Source organism: Streptomyces sp. NPDC031554 (assembly GCF_055580685.1).
Genome location: NZ_JBVIKX010000001.1, coordinates 518,995 through 532,785, shown reverse-complemented (window position 1 = coordinate 532,785; position 13,791 = coordinate 518,995). Strand labels below are relative to the sequence as shown.

The 13,791-nt window shown below is 70.9% G+C and carries 12 protein-coding genes and 1 riboswitch; of the genes, 6 read left to right on the top strand and 6 right to left on the bottom strand.

Going from position 1 to position 13,791, the window contains the following annotated elements:
* Positions 1 to 46: 46 nt before the first annotated feature.
* A riboswitch (cobalamin riboswitch) is annotated at positions 47 to 182 on the bottom strand.
* Positions 183 to 346: 164 nt separating this feature from the next.
* From mctP to ACZ5FU_RS02285, 3 genes are all read right to left on the bottom strand, one after another.
* Positions 347 to 1,981 carry a monocarboxylate uptake permease MctP gene (gene mctP / locus ACZ5FU_RS02295; protein ID WP_451525497.1) on the bottom strand — a complete coding sequence of 545 codons (1,635 nt, stop codon included), beginning with the start codon at positions 1,979 to 1,981 and terminating at the stop codon, positions 347 to 349.
* Positions 1,978 to 2,244 carry a DUF3311 domain-containing protein gene (locus ACZ5FU_RS02290; protein WP_451525498.1) on the bottom strand — a complete coding sequence of 89 codons (267 nt, stop codon included), beginning with the start codon at positions 2,242 to 2,244 and terminating at the stop codon, positions 1,978 to 1,980. The genes mctP and ACZ5FU_RS02290 overlap by 4 nt, the downstream gene beginning before the upstream one ends.
* A gap of 130 nt (positions 2,245 to 2,374) precedes the next feature.
* A complete protein-coding gene (locus ACZ5FU_RS02285) occupies positions 2,375 to 3,139 on the bottom strand; it encodes a GntR family transcriptional regulator (protein ID WP_451525499.1) in 765 nt (254 codons plus the stop codon).
* A 422-nt stretch (positions 3,140 to 3,561) separates the two neighbouring features.
* Between ACZ5FU_RS02285 and ACZ5FU_RS02280 the strand changes: the two genes are divergently transcribed.
* The 4 genes from ACZ5FU_RS02280 to ACZ5FU_RS02265 all read left to right on the top strand — a co-directional run bounded on the left by ACZ5FU_RS02280 (position 3,562) and on the right by ACZ5FU_RS02265 (position 8,492).
* Positions 3,562 to 4,845, top strand: coding sequence for an extracellular solute-binding protein (locus tag ACZ5FU_RS02280; protein ID WP_468642332.1), 1,284 nt, complete (start codon positions 3,562 to 3,564; stop codon positions 4,843 to 4,845).
* 292 nt (positions 4,846 to 5,137) lie between these two features.
* Positions 5,138 to 6,127 carry a carbohydrate ABC transporter permease gene (locus ACZ5FU_RS02275; protein ID WP_451525501.1) on the top strand — a complete coding sequence of 330 codons (990 nt, stop codon included), beginning with the start codon at positions 5,138 to 5,140 and terminating at the stop codon, positions 6,125 to 6,127.
* On the top strand, positions 6,124 to 6,990 hold the full coding sequence (locus tag ACZ5FU_RS02270; protein ID WP_451775478.1) for a carbohydrate ABC transporter permease: 867 nt from the start codon (positions 6,124 to 6,126) through the stop codon (positions 6,988 to 6,990). Before ACZ5FU_RS02275 ends, ACZ5FU_RS02270 begins: the two co-directional genes overlap by 4 nt.
* Positions 6,991 to 6,998: 8 nt before the next feature.
* Complete coding sequence (locus tag ACZ5FU_RS02265) at positions 6,999 to 8,492, top strand: glycoside hydrolase family 3 protein (RefSeq protein WP_468642335.1); 1,494 nt, start codon at positions 6,999 to 7,001, stop codon at positions 8,490 to 8,492.
* An 89-nt stretch (positions 8,493 to 8,581) separates the two neighbouring features.
* Here ACZ5FU_RS02265 and nagB read toward each other — a convergent pair whose 3' ends face one another.
* Positions 8,582 to 9,367 (bottom strand): glucosamine-6-phosphate deaminase, encoded by a 786-nt coding sequence (nagB, locus tag ACZ5FU_RS02260; protein ID WP_451525504.1) that lies wholly within the window; start codon positions 9,365 to 9,367, stop codon positions 8,582 to 8,584.
* A 583-nt stretch (positions 9,368 to 9,950) separates the two neighbouring features.
* Between nagB and ACZ5FU_RS02255 the strand changes: the two genes are divergently transcribed.
* Entirely contained in the window at positions 9,951 to 11,417 is a 1,467-nt protein-coding gene (locus ACZ5FU_RS02255) for a sensor histidine kinase (RefSeq protein ID WP_451525665.1), read from the top strand.
* 169 nt (positions 11,418 to 11,586) lie between these two features.
* On the opposite strand, the gene ACZ5FU_RS02250 is transcribed toward ACZ5FU_RS02255, so the two are convergent.
* Both ACZ5FU_RS02250 and ACZ5FU_RS02245 read right to left on the bottom strand, forming a co-directional pair.
* Positions 11,587 to 11,844 (bottom strand): WhiB family transcriptional regulator, encoded by a 258-nt coding sequence (locus ACZ5FU_RS02250; protein ID WP_006142322.1) that lies wholly within the window; start codon positions 11,842 to 11,844, stop codon positions 11,587 to 11,589.
* A 319-nt stretch (positions 11,845 to 12,163) separates the two neighbouring features.
* On the bottom strand, positions 12,164 to 13,132 hold the full coding sequence (locus ACZ5FU_RS02245; RefSeq protein WP_451525505.1) for a diacylglycerol/lipid kinase family protein: 969 nt from the start codon (positions 13,130 to 13,132) through the stop codon (positions 12,164 to 12,166).
* Positions 13,133 to 13,278: 146 nt separating this feature from the next.
* Between ACZ5FU_RS02245 and ACZ5FU_RS02240 the strand changes: the two genes are divergently transcribed.
* Positions 13,279 to 13,764, top strand: a complete 486-nt coding sequence (locus ACZ5FU_RS02240) for a hypothetical protein (protein WP_451775482.1) — start codon at positions 13,279 to 13,281, stop codon at positions 13,762 to 13,764.
* The last annotated feature ends 27 nt before the right edge of the window (positions 13,765 to 13,791 follow it).

Sequence of the window (13,791 nt, the reverse complement as noted above, 5' to 3'; positions counted from 1 at the left end):
CCGGCCCATTCCGCGAGGCCCGGACGTCAGGGCACCCGAGCCGGACGGACCGGGTGCGCTGCCGGCAGGTGCTCGGACTGACCGTGCGGGCGCGCATGGAGGGGCGCGCACACGAGTACACCGTTGCGGGACAGTTCCGGATTCGCACCGGATTCCCCTGCGGCGACAGCGAGCATGAGCATACATCTTGTGCCGGGTCGCCGCGCGACCCCCAGATGTTGTGTCGGACCGGCTTCGCAGCGTCAACTCCGTGAGGACGTGGGCCCGTCCCGGCGGCACGGGCGCCTACGCCGACGGGCCGCCGGGGACATGCCCCGGCGGCCCGCTGCGGGATCTCGAAGACGCCTCAGTGCCCCGCGGCCGTCCCCGCGGTCGCCGGCGGCAGTTCCACCTGGACGCCCGGGTCGCCGGCGTCCGCCGTGTAGTCCGACGGGGACGTCTCGTCGACGCCCTCCGGGGCCTTCAGCGCCTTCAGGACGAAGGTCAGCGCCACCGCCACCACCACGTTCAGCACGAACGCCGTCAGGCCGATGTAGCCGATCTCCCCGATGCCGGGGATCTCCTTCGACGAGCCGCCGAAGTGCGCCTGCGTCGGGGAGGCGACGCCGTACGCCGCGACCGTGCCGTAGACCATGCCGACGGCCCAGCCGCCCAGCAGGGCCCAGCGGTGGAACCAGCGGGTGAACAGGCCGCCCACCAGGGCCGGGAAGGTCTGCAGGATCCAGATGCCGCCCAGCAGCTGGAAGTTGATGGCGACCGTCTTGTCCATGGTGAGGACGAAGACCAGCGCGCCCACCTTCACCAGCAGCGAGACCAGCTTGGAGACGCGGGTCTCCTCCTTGGGCGTGGCGTCCGGCTTGATGAAGTCCTTGTAGATGTTGCGGGTGAACAGGTTCGCGGCCGCGATCGACATGATGGCGGCCGGTACCAGCGCGCCGATGCCGATCGCCGCGAAGGCCACGCCCGCGAACCAGGCCGGGAACATGTCCTCGAAGAGCTGCGGGATCGCCAGCTGGCCGTTGGTGACCTTCACCCCGGCGGCGATCGCCATGAAGCCCAGCAGGGCGAGCAGGCCGAGCATGAGGGAGTACAGCGGCAGGATCGTGGTGTTGCGGCGGATCACGTCACGGCTGCGCGAGGACAGCGTCGCGGTGATCGAGTGCGGGTACATGAACAGCGCCAGCGCGGACCCCAGCGCCAGCGTGGCGTACGTCCACTGGCCCGCCTCGGCCGGGGCGAGCGCCCCGCGCGGCTTGCCGGTCGCCGGGTTGGTCTGCGCGAAGGCGTCGCCCGCCTTGGCGAAGACGTCGTCGAACCCGCCGAGCTTGATGGGGATGTAGATGATCGCCACCGCGATGACGAGGTAGATCAGCGCGTCCTTCACGAACGCGATCAGCGCGGGCGCCCGCAGACCCGACGAGTAGGTGTACGCCGCCAGCACGCCGAAGGCGATCAGCAGCGGCAGGTCCTTGACGAACCAGTTGGTGTTCTCGCCGCCGCCGACGCCCATCACGTCCAGCACGGCCTGGATGCCGACGAGCTGGAGCGCGATGTACGGCATGGTGGCCAGGATGCCGGTGACGGCCACGGCCAGGGACAGCCCCTTGGAGCCGAACCGGCCGCGCACGAAGTCCGAGGTCGTCACGTACCCGTGCCGGTGCGACACCGACCACAGGCGTGGCAGGAACGTGAAGATCAGCGGGTAGACGAGGATCGTGTACGGCACCGCGAAGAAGCCCGCCGCGCCGGCCGCGTAGATGGCCGCCGGGACCGCCACGAACGTGTAGGCGGTGTACAGGTCGCCGCCGAGCAGGAACCAGGTGACCCAGGTGCCGAACGACCGGCCGCCCAGGCCCCATTCGTCGAGGCTGTGCTCGTCGGCGGCCTTGCGCCAGCGCGCGGCCAGGAAGCCCATGACCGTGACGGCCAGGAAGAAGAAGATGAAGACGGCGAGTGCGACGCCGTTCACGCCGTCCTTCACTTCGCCGCACCCCCGCCCCGGTTGCCGCGGCCGCGCTGGTCGAGCTGCCACAGCTTGTAGGCGGTCACCGTGAGCGCGGTGGAGAGCAGCACCCACAGCATCTGGTACCAGTAGAAGAAGGGAATGCCGATGAACGTGGGGTCGGTCTTCGCGTACGAACCGACCCACAGCATCGCCACGAAGGGCGCGAACAGGCACAGGCCGATGACGACGCGCAACGGCGTCACCACCGGCCTCGCGGTCACTTCTGGGGCTTCTGGCATCGGGCGGCTCCGTCTCCTGGCAGATCACGTGCAACGCGCACGAAATGTAGGTGACGGATAAAGGGAAGCGGAAGACCCTGTCCGGATATCACTCCCGTCCCTCCACACGACCGCCCGACGCGGCCGCTCCTCAGTCCACCGGCCGCTTGAGCCGCGCGACGAACTTGTACCGGTCCCCCCGGTACACCGACCGCACCCACTCCACCGGCCGGCCCTCCTTGTCCACGGAGTGGCGGGACAGCATCAGCATCGGCAGGCCGACGTCCGTGCCGAGCAGGCCCGCCTCGCGCGGGGTGGCCAGGGAGGTCTCGATGGTCTCCTCGGCCTCGGCCAGGTGGACGTCGTAGACCTCGGCGAGCGCGGTGTAGAGGGACGTGTACTTCACCAGTGACCTGCGCAGGGCCGGGAAGCGCTTGGCCGACAGGTGGGTGGTCTCGATGGCCATCGGCTCGCCGTTGGCCATGCGCAGCCGCTCGATGCGCAGCACGCGGCCGCCCGCGGTGATGTCGAGCAGCCCGGCGAGGCGGTCGTCGGCGGTGATGTAGCCGATCTCCAGCAGCTGCGAGGTGGGTTCGAGGCCCTGGGCGCGCATGTCCTCGGTGTACGAGGTGAGTTGGAGCGCCTGGGAGACCTTCGGCTTGGCGACGAAGGTGCCCTTGCCCTGGATGCGCTCCAGCCGGCCCTCGACGACCAGTTCCTGGAGCGCCTGGCGCACGGTGGTGCGCGAGGTGTCGAACTCGGCCGCCAGCGTGCGCTCGGGCGGCACCGGGGTGCCGGGCGACTGCGTCTCGGTCATGTCGAGGAGGTGCTTCTTCAGGCGGTAGTACTTGGGCACGCGCGCGGTACGGACGGTCGCCCCACCCTCGTTCTCCGCACTGCTGACGTCGGTGCTCATGGCCTGCCTTCCCGGCTCCGGGTGCCGAACGGGCCGACGCTGACGTCGGCCGCGGCTCACATCGTGGCACGGGTGCGCGGGCGGGGTGTCCGGTGCGGTGACCCCGCACGCTCCGTGATCCCCTCTGTATACCTCCGGGACCCTCGTTGGTCTAGTCCAGCACGCTTTCGGGCCCGGGTGGTTCGTTCCGCCGGAGGGGCCCGATCGGCCGCCCCGGAATTGAAAAGTTCCTGCATATCGCGGTCCCGTAACGGACGACTCGACCCCGCTCGGACACCCTTGACAGCCCTATTGGTCTGAGCCAAGCTCCCGGTACTGGTCTACACCATTGGTCCAGGTCCTGGCCCCACGGACGGTACGCGTTGACGCTCGACCGCGGCGGGGAGGCAGGGGGGTTTGTGGCATCCCTGAGGAGGGTTGGCGTGAAGCGCAAGCTGATAGCCGCGATCGGTATCGCGGGCATGATGGTCTCCATCGCGGCGTGCGGGGACGACAAGGACAGCGGGGGCTCGGACAAGGGCGCCGACGCCAAGGAGCTGACGGTCTGGCTGACCGTCGACGCGCAGAACAACTGGCCCGACCTGGTGAAGGCCGCGGACGCGGCGGTGCAGAAGAAGCACCCCGGCGTCAAGATCACCCACGAGTACTACGGCTGGCCCGACAAGAACACCAAGCTCGACGCGGTGCTCGCCACCGACAAGGCCCCCGACGTGGTCGAGATGGGCAACACCGAGATGCTCGGCTACATGGTCAAGGGTGCCTTCGCCCCCCTGGACGCCTCCGCGTTCGACAACTCCTCCGCCTGGCTGGACGGCCTCAAGGCCTCGGTGACCTACGAGGACAAGACCTACGGCGTGCCCTACTACGCGGGCGGCCGCGTCGGCAACTGGCGCAAGGACCTCTTCGCCGCCGCCGGCGTCAAGACGGCCCCGAAGACCTACGCCGAGCTGACCGCCGCCCTGGACAAGGTCCAGAAGAAGGAGGGCGACAAGTTCAGCGCCTGGTACCAGCCCACCCGCGACTGGTACGCGGCCATGTCCTTCGTCTACGACGCCGGCGGCTCCATCGCGAAGGAGGAGGGCGGCCAGTGGAAGGGCAGCCTCTCCTCGCCCGAGTCCCTCAAGGGCCTCACCGAGTTCAAGAACGTCGTCGACACGTACATGCACGGCGACAAGACCAAGGACGAGTCCGACCGGCACATCGTCTACGGCCAGGGCAAGTCCGGCATGATCTTCGGTGCCGCCTGGGAGGGCGGGAGCGCCGAGGCCCCCGAGAACGACAAGAGCGGCAAGCTCAAGGGCAACCTCGAGAACTTCGTGATGCCCGGCCCGTCCGGCAAGAACCTCCCCGTCTTCCTGGGCGGTTCCGACCTCGCCGTCCCGGTCAAGTCGGACGCGCAGGAACTCGCCGCCGAGTGGATCAACGCGTTCACCGGTCCCGCCGGCCAGAAGGGCCTGATGGCCAAGGGCAACCTGCCCAACAACAAGACCGACCTCGCGACCCTGAAGAACGACCCCAAGACGGTCGTGCCGGCCACCGCGGCCGAGTCCAACTGGTTCGTCCCGATGGCGCCCGGCTGGGGCCAGGTCGAGAAGGCCCAGGTCCTGCAGACCATGCTGCAGAGCATCGGCACCGGCAAGAAGACCGTCGAGCAGGCCGCGAAGGAGGCGGACGCCGCGATCGACAAGGTCATCAACACCAAGTGACGACGGGCGGGGCTCCGCCGCGGCGGAGCCCCGCCGTCCGTACGACCCGCGGGGCGTCCACCCCGCACACCCGACGGGGCCCGGCCCCGCGGCGTCCCCGCCGTCCGGCCCACGGGACCCGCCCCGCCTTCGACCCCGCGGGGCCCCGCCGCCGTCCGGCCCGCGGGACCCCGCCTCCCGTCCGGCCCGCGGGGCCCCGGCCGCCGTATGCCTGCGGGGGCTCGCCGCCGTGCACCCACCACCCACGGGGCCCGGCCTCCGTACGACCTGAGGGACCGCTGAGGAGCGCGCGATGAGTGCCGCAGACACGACCACCCCCACCAAGGTGCCGCCGCCGCGGCCGGCACCCCCGCCGCCGTCCGCACCACGACGTCCCCGCGCCCGGGGCGCCTCCGTCTCCGGCGGCACCCCCTGGCTGCTGCTCGCCCCCTGCCTGCTGATCCTCCTGCTGGTGATGGGCTATCCGCTCGTCCGTCTGGTCACCCTCTCCTTCCAGAAGTTCGGGCAGTCCCAGCTGTGGGGCTTCCAGCCGGCCGAGTCGGCGGGGTTCGACAACTTCACCGAGGTGCTGGGCGACGGCGAGTTCTGGGCGGTCGTCGTGCGCACGGTCGTCTTCGCGGCCGGCTGCGTCGTCTTCACGATGGTCGCCGGCATGCTGATCGCGCTGCTGCTCCAGCGGGTCTCCGGCTGGGTGAAGACGCTCGTCAACATCGCGCTGGTGGCCAGCTGGGGCATGCCGATCATCGTGGCCACCACGGTCTTCAAATGGCTGTTCGACGCCGACTACGGCATCCTCAACGCGGTCCTGAGCAGGCTGCCCGGCGTCGACCTGATCGGCCACAACTGGTTCGCGAGCGGGCCGCAGGGCCTGGCCGTGATCATGCTGCTGGTGATCTGGGGAGCCGTCCCGTTCGTCGTGATCACCCTCAGCGCCGGTCTCACCCAGGTCCCCAGGGAACTGGAGGAGGCCGCCCGCCTCGACGGCGCCGGTGCCTGGGGCGTCTTCCGGTACGTCACCCTGCCCGTCCTCAAGCCGATCGTCGTGATGCTCACGACCCTGTCGGTCATCTGGGACATGGGCGTCTTCCCGCAGGTCTTCGTGATGCGCAACGGCCATCCCGAGGCCGAGTTCCAGCTGCTGACGACGTACTCCTACGACCGCGCCTTCGTCGTCAACGACTACGGCCAGGGCTCGGCGATCGCCCTGATCACCGTGCTCCTGCTGCTCGGTGTGGTCGCCGTGTACATGCGCCAGATGCTGAAGATCGGAGAGGTCGAATGAGCGCCATCGCCACCGCGAAGAGCGGCTCCGGCGGCGGCCCGGGCCGCCGGAGGTCCAAGCTCGGCTGGAACCTCGTCGGCCTCCTGGTCTTCGCCGTCGTCGGCTTCCCCGTCTACTGGATGCTCAACACCGCCTTCAAACCGGCGAAGGACGCCATCGACCCGGATCCGAGCCTGCTGCCCACCTCGCTGACCTTCTCCAACTTCGGCCGGGCGATGGACATCGCCGACTTCTGGGGCCCGGTCGCCCGCAGCCTCGTCGTCTCGCTCGCGGTCGTCGCGATCGGCGTCGTCGTCGGCATGCTGGCCGCCCTCGCCATCTCCCGGTTCGCCTTCCGCGGCCGCAAGATCGTCATCGTCGGCATCCTCGCGGTCCAGATGGTCCCGCTGGTCGCCATGATCATCCCGGTCTTCCTGCTCCTGAACGACCTGGGGCAGTACGACCGGCTGACCGGCCTGATCATCACCTACCTGACCTTCGTCCTGCCCTTCACCGTGTGGACCCTGCGCGGCTTCATCGTCAACATCCCCAAGGAGCTGGAGGAGGCCGCGATGGTCGACGGCTGCTCCCGCACCGGCGCCTTCGTCCGCGTCGTCTTCCCGCTGCTGGCGCCCGGCATGGTCGCCACCTCGGTCTACGGCTTCATCCAGGCGTGGAACGAGTACCTCTACGCCCTGATGCTGCTCAGCCAGAAGAACCAGACCGCGACCGTCTGGCTCGGCAACTTCACCACCAAGCACGGCACCGAGTACGCCCCGATGATGGCCGGCGCCACCATGATGGCCGTCCCGATCGTCGTGCTGTTCCTCCTCGTCCAGCGCAAGATGGCCGCGGGTCTCACCGCGGGCGCCGTGAAGGGATAACGCCCCCGATGACGACACTCGCCAGCGCCCCCGACACTCTGACGCGCGACGCCCTGACGGTCCTCCAGCCCGGCTTCGCCGGCACCAGCGCCCCCGACTGGCTGCTGCGCCGGCTCGGCGAGGGCCTGGCCGCGGTCGGTCTGTTCGGCCGCAACATCGCCTCCCCCGAACAGCTCGCCGCGCTGACCTCGCAGTTGCGCGCCGAACGCGACGACGTGCTGGTCGCGATCGACGAGGAGGGCGGCGACGTCACCCGCCTCGAGGTGCGGACCGGCTCCAGCTTCCCCGGCAACCACGCCCTGGGCGCGGTGGACGACGTGGAGCTGACCCGCGAGGTCGCCTTCGAACTGGGCCGCCGCCTCGCGGCCTGCGGGGTCGACCTCAACTGGGCCCCCTCGGCCGACGTGAACTCCAATCCGGACAACCCGGTGATCGGGGTCCGCTCCTTCGGCGCCGACCCCGGCCTGGTCGCCCGGCACACCGCGGCCTACGTCACCGGTCTGCAGGCGGCGGGCGTCGCCGCCTGCACCAAGCACTTCCCCGGTCACGGGGACACGGCCGTCGACTCCCACCTCGCCCTGCCCCGCATCGACGCGGACCCGGCCGTGCTGGCCGAGCGCGAACTGGCCCCGTTCCGCGCCGCCGTCGCGGCCGGCAGCCGGGCCGTGATGAGCGCGCACATCCTGGTCCCGGCCCTGGACCCGGACCACCCGGCGACCCTGTCCCGCCGCATCCTGACGGACCTGCTGCGCGGCGAACTCGGCTACGACGGCCTGATCGTCACCGACGGCATGGAGATGCGGGCGATCGCCGGCACCTACGGCATCGAGCGCGGCAGCGTCCTGGCCGTCGCGGCCGGCGCCGACGCCATCTGCGTGGGCGGCGGCCTCGCCGACGACGAGACGGTACGACGCCTGCGCGACGCCCTCGTCGCCGCGGTGCGCACGGGCGACCTCCCGGAGGAACGCCTCGCCGACGCGGCGCGGCGGGTGCGTGCCCTGGCCCGGTGGACCGCCTCCGCCGCGGCCTCCCGGTCCGCCGGCCGGACCGGCGCGCACCCCGACATCGGCCTCGTGGCCGCCCGCCGGGCCCTGCGCCGTACCGCCGCCGCCCCCTTCGCCCCGCTCACCGACGCCCCGTACGTGGCCGCCCTCACCCCGGTCGCCAACATCGCCGTCGGCGACGAGACGCCCTGGGGCGTGGCCGCGGAACTCGCCCGGCTCCTGCCCGGCACCGGGACGGGCAGCTTCGCCGGCGAGGACGCGGGACACGCGGCACTGGTCGCGGCGGGGGAGCGGCGGATCGTGGCCGTGGTCCGCGACGAGCACCGCCACCCCTGGATGACGGCGGCCCTGGACACCCTCCTCGCCGCCCGCCCCGACACGATCGTCGTCGAGATGGGCGTCCCCCGGGCCCCGGCCCGCGGCGCCCTCCATCTCGCCACCCACGGCGCGGCCCGGGTCTGCGGACGGGCGGCGGCGGAGGTCATCGCGGGCGGGTGACGGTCCGCCCCCACGACGGCGCGGGCGCCGGACCCCTTTCGAGGGGGCCGGCGCCCGCGCCGTCGTGGGGCCCGTACGGGGAGGTCCCCTCAGATCCCCTGCCATCGCGGCTTGTCGGCGTACGTGTGGCGGAAGTAGTCCGCGAGCTTCAGCTTGGACGCGGCGCCCTCGTCGACGACGACGGTGGCGTGCGGGTGCAGCTGGAGCGCGGAGGCGGGGCAGACGGCCGCCACCGGCCCCTCGACGGTCGCGGCGACGGCGTCCGCCTTGCCCTCGCCCGTGGCGAGCAGCACCAGGTGCCGTGCCTCCAGGATGGTCCCGATGCCCTGCGTGACGACGTGGTGCGGGACCTGCTCGACGTCCCCGTCGAAGAACCGCGCGTTGTCGATCCGGGTCTGCTCGGTGAGCGTCTTGATCCGCGTCCGGGAGGCCAGCGAGGAGCAGGGCTCGTTGAACCCGATGTGCCCGTCGGTCCCGATCCCGAGCAGCTGGAGGTCGACCCCGCCGGCGGCGGCCAGCGCCCGGTCGTAGGCCTCGCACGCGGCCTGTACGTCCTCGGCGGTGCCGTCCGGCCCCAGGAAGGCGTCCATGCCGATGCCGAGCGGCTCCAGCACCTCCCGGCGCAGCACCGAGCGGTAGGACTCGGGGTGCTCGGCGGGCAGGCCGACGTATTCGTCGAGCTGGGCGACGCGCACCCGCGAGGTGTCGACGGCACCGGACCGGACCCGAGCCGTCAACGCCTGGTAGACGGGCAACGGGGTGGAACCGGTGGCCACTCCGAGCAGGGCGTCGGGCTTGCGCCGCAGCAGCTGTGCGACGGCCTCGGCGACGAGTTCGCCGCCCGACCTGGCGTCCGCAACGATGACAACTTCCACGCTGGCCTGCCGTTCTGGAGAGGGGCTCGACGGGGCCCGGAAGGGCCTATGTGGTTTAGACCAATCTAACAGAATCGGGTATCCCCGCCCAGGCGACGGCGGGGCCGGAGGCGGCCGGGAGAGGGGCCGAGGGGGCCGAGGAGGGCGGCGCCGGCCGGCCGTGTTCCGGGAGGTCCGGAAACCGCCCCGCCGTCCGGCTCCACGGGGGGCCCGCACAGGCTAGGCTGCGTCGTGCATGCCGGGGCGTCCGAACATCGCACCCCGGACGGCGAACGCGCGGGGTCCCGCACATGGACAGCCGAAGTGGTCTAGTCCACAATGGTGGGGTCGTACAGCAGACTTCCGTCTTCCCCGCACAGGAAGGCGGACCGAGGACCCGGAGCTCTCTGCCCTGACTGCCCCGGATCCTCGACCCTCGGCCGACGGGACCGCACACCCCGCGGCCGATATTGCTCCGGGCTGCGGTGCCGGGAGGGCTGAGGGTCCCTCCCAGGCGCCGCGGCCCGCGGGTGTCTCCGGGCACGCGCGCCGGCGTTTTTAGGCCCCGGACATACCCCCAGGTACGCTCACAGACGTGCCCTCCATGAACGAACTCGTACGCCAGCACACCGCACTCGGCGACTCCGACCTCGAGTGGCTGCACCTGCTGGTCTCGGAGTGGCAGCTGCTCTCCGACCTGTCCTTCGCCGACCTGGTCCTGTGGGTCCCCACGCGCGACGGCACCCGTTACGTCTCCGTCGCCCAGATGCGGCCCAACACCGGCCCCACCTCCTACCAGGACGACATGGTCGGCCACCTCGTCCCGCGCGGCCGTCGCCCCCTCCTCGACGCCGCCCTCGACGAGGGCCGGATCGTGCGCGAGGGCGACCCGGAGTGGCGCGAGGAGGTCCCCGTCCGGGTCGAGTCCATCCCCGTGCGGCGCGAGGGCCGGGTGCTCGGTGTGATCGCCCGCAACACCAACCTGCTCACCGTGCGCACCCCGAGCCGCCTGGAGCTGACCTACCTCCAGAGTGCCTCCGACCTGGCGCAGATGATCGCGGCCGGCTCCTTCCCGTTCCCCGACCAGCAGATGGACATGGACGCGGCCCCGCGCGTCGGCGACGGCCTGATCCGCCTCGACGCCGACGGAGTCGTCCAGTACGCCTCCCCGAACGCGCTCTCCGCCTACCACCGGATGGGCCTCGCCTCCGACCTGGTCGGCCACAACCTCGGCCTGACCACCGCGGAACTCGCCCCCACCCGGGGCCCGGTGGACGAGGCGCTCGCCAAGGTCGCCAGCGGCTGGGCGCCGCGCGAGTTCGAGGTCGAGGCGCACGACGGCGTCATCCAGTTCCGGGCCATCCCGCTCAAGCCCAAGGGCGTCCGCATCGGTTCGCTCGTCCTGTGCCGGGACGTCACCGAACTGCGTCGTCGCGAGCGTGAGTTGATCACCAAGGACGCCACCATCCGGGAGATCCACCACCGGGTGAAGAACAACCTCCAGACCGTGGCCGCCCTGCTGCGGCTGCAGGCCCGCAGGATCGAGTCCGAGCGGGGCAGGGAGGCCCTGGAGGAGGCGGTCCGGCGCGTCGGTTCGATCGCCATCGTCCATGAGACGCTGTCCCAGAACCTGGACGAGCGCGTGGAGTTCGACGAGATCGCCGACCGCGTCCTGGCGATGGTCGCGGAGATCTCGCCGGGCAAGGTGACCGGCCGGCGCACCGGACGCTTCGGCATCCTCGACGCGGAGGTCGCCACCCCGCTGTCCATGGTGCTCACCGAGATCCTCCAGAACGCCCTGGAACACGGCTTCCGCGAGGGCGACACCGGCGCGGTCGAGGTCTCGGCGGTCCGCGGCGGCACCACGAAGGAGGGCCGCCTGCTGGTCACGGTCCAGGACGACGGCGTCGGCCTGCCCGAGGGATTCGACCCGCACACCTCCGGAAACCTCGGCCTCCAGATCGTACGGACGCTGGTGGAGGGGGAGTTGGGGGGATCCTTCGACATGGTCCCGGCTCCGGAGCGGGGCACACAGGTGATCCTGGACATTCCGGTGCGGGCGCAGAAGTGATCCCCGGCCGGGGACAGCAAGAAGCCCCGGACCGCTCAGGGGTCCGGGGCTCGAATGCTCGTTGGCAGCGTGTGCTGCGCATCGGGGGTACTGCGCGCTGCGGCTCGGGGGCGGGAGATGCGTACACGCTGTACGCGCCGCCAAGCTCAGGCTTGCGGGGCGGGTGTCGTCAGGCGGAGGCCTGACGGGCCCGGTTGCGGGCGGCGCGGCGCTTCATCGCGCGGCGCTCGTCCTCGCTGAGGCCACCCCAGACGCCGGAGTCCTGACCGGACTCGAGCGCCCACTGCAGACACTGATCCATAACGGGGCAGCGACGGCAGACGGCCTTGGCTTCCTCGATCTGCAGCAGCGCAGGACCGGTGTTGCCGATGGGGAAGAAGAGCTCGGGGTCTTCCTCGCGGCAAACGGCGTTGTGACGCCAGTCCATGGCTGCTACCTCTCCTTGGTATTACATGCACGTTGCTTGTGAATGTGAACGCTTTCACGAATCCCTCAACAAGTGAAGGGCCATCAGCCAGGTTTCCCGGCGCGGTCCTGTGGATTGAAGAGGGGTTCCGGTGATCAGTGGAGGCCGGTCCTGCGGGCCGTCCCGATCGCCACGTAGAGACTCGCAAACCTCAGCGGCGGATACAACCCCTTCCGGAAAGTTTTTTTTGATTCCTCGGTGTCGACTAGGTCACAGCCGTACTTCCATGGGGTGGACCCTGGTCTAAACGTTCGAGTGAAAGGACTTCAGCCCTTTCTGCTCACACAATCACACGCAGTGCACGGCGTACGCCTGTGAACGTCACGCTGGTACGCAGCCCCAGGTGGTCACCGTCCATCTGAAGGGGCAGCGGGGCCTTCGAATGCAAGGTGAACTGGTCCAGATCGTGCAAGGACACGGCGTGCTTGCCGTGAGGGCCCCGGTCGGGGGACGAAGTGAGCAACTGGGTCCCATACCGGACAACCGAAGCGGTGGACAGGCGGCTGAGGCCGAGTACGTCGAGCCCGGTATCGAACGAGGCCTTAGGCGATGCGTACACCGGGCGATTGCCCAGATAGGTCCACGGAGCCGTGTTGCACACGATGGACAGCACCAAATCGGTCACCGGGTCCGCACCCGGGCGCTCCAGCGTGATCGAACCGTGTCGTCGCTGCGGCTCGCCGAGGAGCTGGCGCACGGCCTGGCGGACGTAGAGCGCGTGGGTGGACCTCCGGCCGCGCTCACGCTGCTGTTCGACCCGGCCCACGACCCCGGCGTCGAAACCGAGACCGGCGTTGAAGGTGAACCAGCGCGCCGGCACCGCCTCGTCCTCCGTGCCCGGCGTACCGGAGGTGAGTCCCAGTCCGACCGTGCGCTCCCGGCCCTCGCGCAGGGCGTCCAGCAGGGCGCCGGTCGCCTCGACGGGATCGTTGGGCAGGCCGAGGGCACGGGCGAAGACATTCGTGGAGCCGCCGGGGACCACGGCGATGCCTGGCAGGTTCTCGGGGTCGGGGCCGGCGTGCAGCAGTCCGTTGACCACCTCGTTGATGGTGCCGTCGCCGCCGAGGGCGACGACCATGTCTATGTCGTCGCTCTGCGCGGCCTGCCGCCCCAGGTCCCGCGCGTGCCCGCGGTACTCGGTGGTGACCGCCTCCAGCTTCATCTCACTGGCGAGCGCGTGGATGAGGACGTCACGCGTCCGTGCACTGGTAGTGGTTGCTGCCGGGTTGACCACGAGGAGTGCACGCATGGAGGGCAGCGTACCTACTGGGTGGTACCGGGACACAAGGCCGAACGGGGATCGGCCCGCGCCGACGGCGTGAGCCGTGACACGACGGGATGCGCGGGGCCGGAGGGGCACGGCGACGGGCCGGGAGCGGCGGCTACCCTTCTGGGGTGAGCAGCGAGCGGAAACCCGCCACCCCGAACGACACGGAGAACGCCGGGCGGACGGAGGGCGCAAACCCCGTGGGCCCCCGCCCGCGCCGTCTGACGTACGCCGCCGCGCTCGTCGCCCTGGAGGGGCTGGCGCTGGTCGTCGGCGGGCTCTGGATCCTCGTCCTCGGCGTCACCGGTGATCCCGACGACCGGCAGCAGGCCGTCACCGGCGGGGTGACGCTGATGGTCCTCGCCCTGCTGCCCCTGCTCGCCGCCCGCGGGCTGCTGGGCTGCCGGAGCTGGAGCCGCGGGCCGGCCGTCATCACCCAGATCATGGCGCTGCCCGTCGCCTACAACCTGCTCCAGGCCGACAGCATGGCGATCCCGGCGGGCATCGCGCTGGCCGCCGCGGCCGTCGCCGCGCTGGTCCTGATCGTCAACGGCGAGACGACCCGGGCCCTCGGCATCCGGGGGCCCGGCGCGGCCGGCGGGGAGAAGAAGTAGCGACCGCCACGGGATTGCGCCGCGGCG

What these genes read in the sequence shown, in the direction of transcription:
- ACZ5FU_RS02265 (WP_468642335.1), top strand. Translation starts at nt 6,999, where the DNA reads ATGACGACACTCGCCAGCGCCCCCGACACTCTGACGCGCGACGCCCTG.
- ACZ5FU_RS02250 (WP_006142322.1), bottom strand. Translation starts at nt 11,844, where the DNA reads ATGGACTGGCGTCACAACGCCGTTTGCCGCGAGGAAGACCCCGAGCTC.
- ACZ5FU_RS02255 (WP_451525665.1), top strand. Translation starts at nt 9,951, where the DNA reads ATGAACGAACTCGTACGCCAGCACACCGCACTCGGCGACTCCGACCTC.
- ACZ5FU_RS02245 (WP_451525505.1), bottom strand. Translation starts at nt 13,132, where the DNA reads ATGCGTGCACTCCTCGTGGTCAACCCGGCAGCAACCACTACCAGTGCA.
- ACZ5FU_RS02275 (WP_451525501.1), top strand. Translation starts at nt 5,138, where the DNA reads ATGAGTGCCGCAGACACGACCACCCCCACCAAGGTGCCGCCGCCGCGG.
- ACZ5FU_RS02270 (WP_451775478.1), top strand. Translation starts at nt 6,124, where the DNA reads ATGAGCGCCATCGCCACCGCGAAGAGCGGCTCCGGCGGCGGCCCGGGC.
- ACZ5FU_RS02285 (WP_451525499.1), bottom strand. Translation starts at nt 3,139, where the DNA reads ATGAGCACCGACGTCAGCAGTGCGGAGAACGAGGGTGGGGCGACCGTC.
- ACZ5FU_RS02290 (WP_451525498.1), bottom strand. Translation starts at nt 2,244, where the DNA reads ATGCCAGAAGCCCCAGAAGTGACCGCGAGGCCGGTGGTGACGCCGTTG.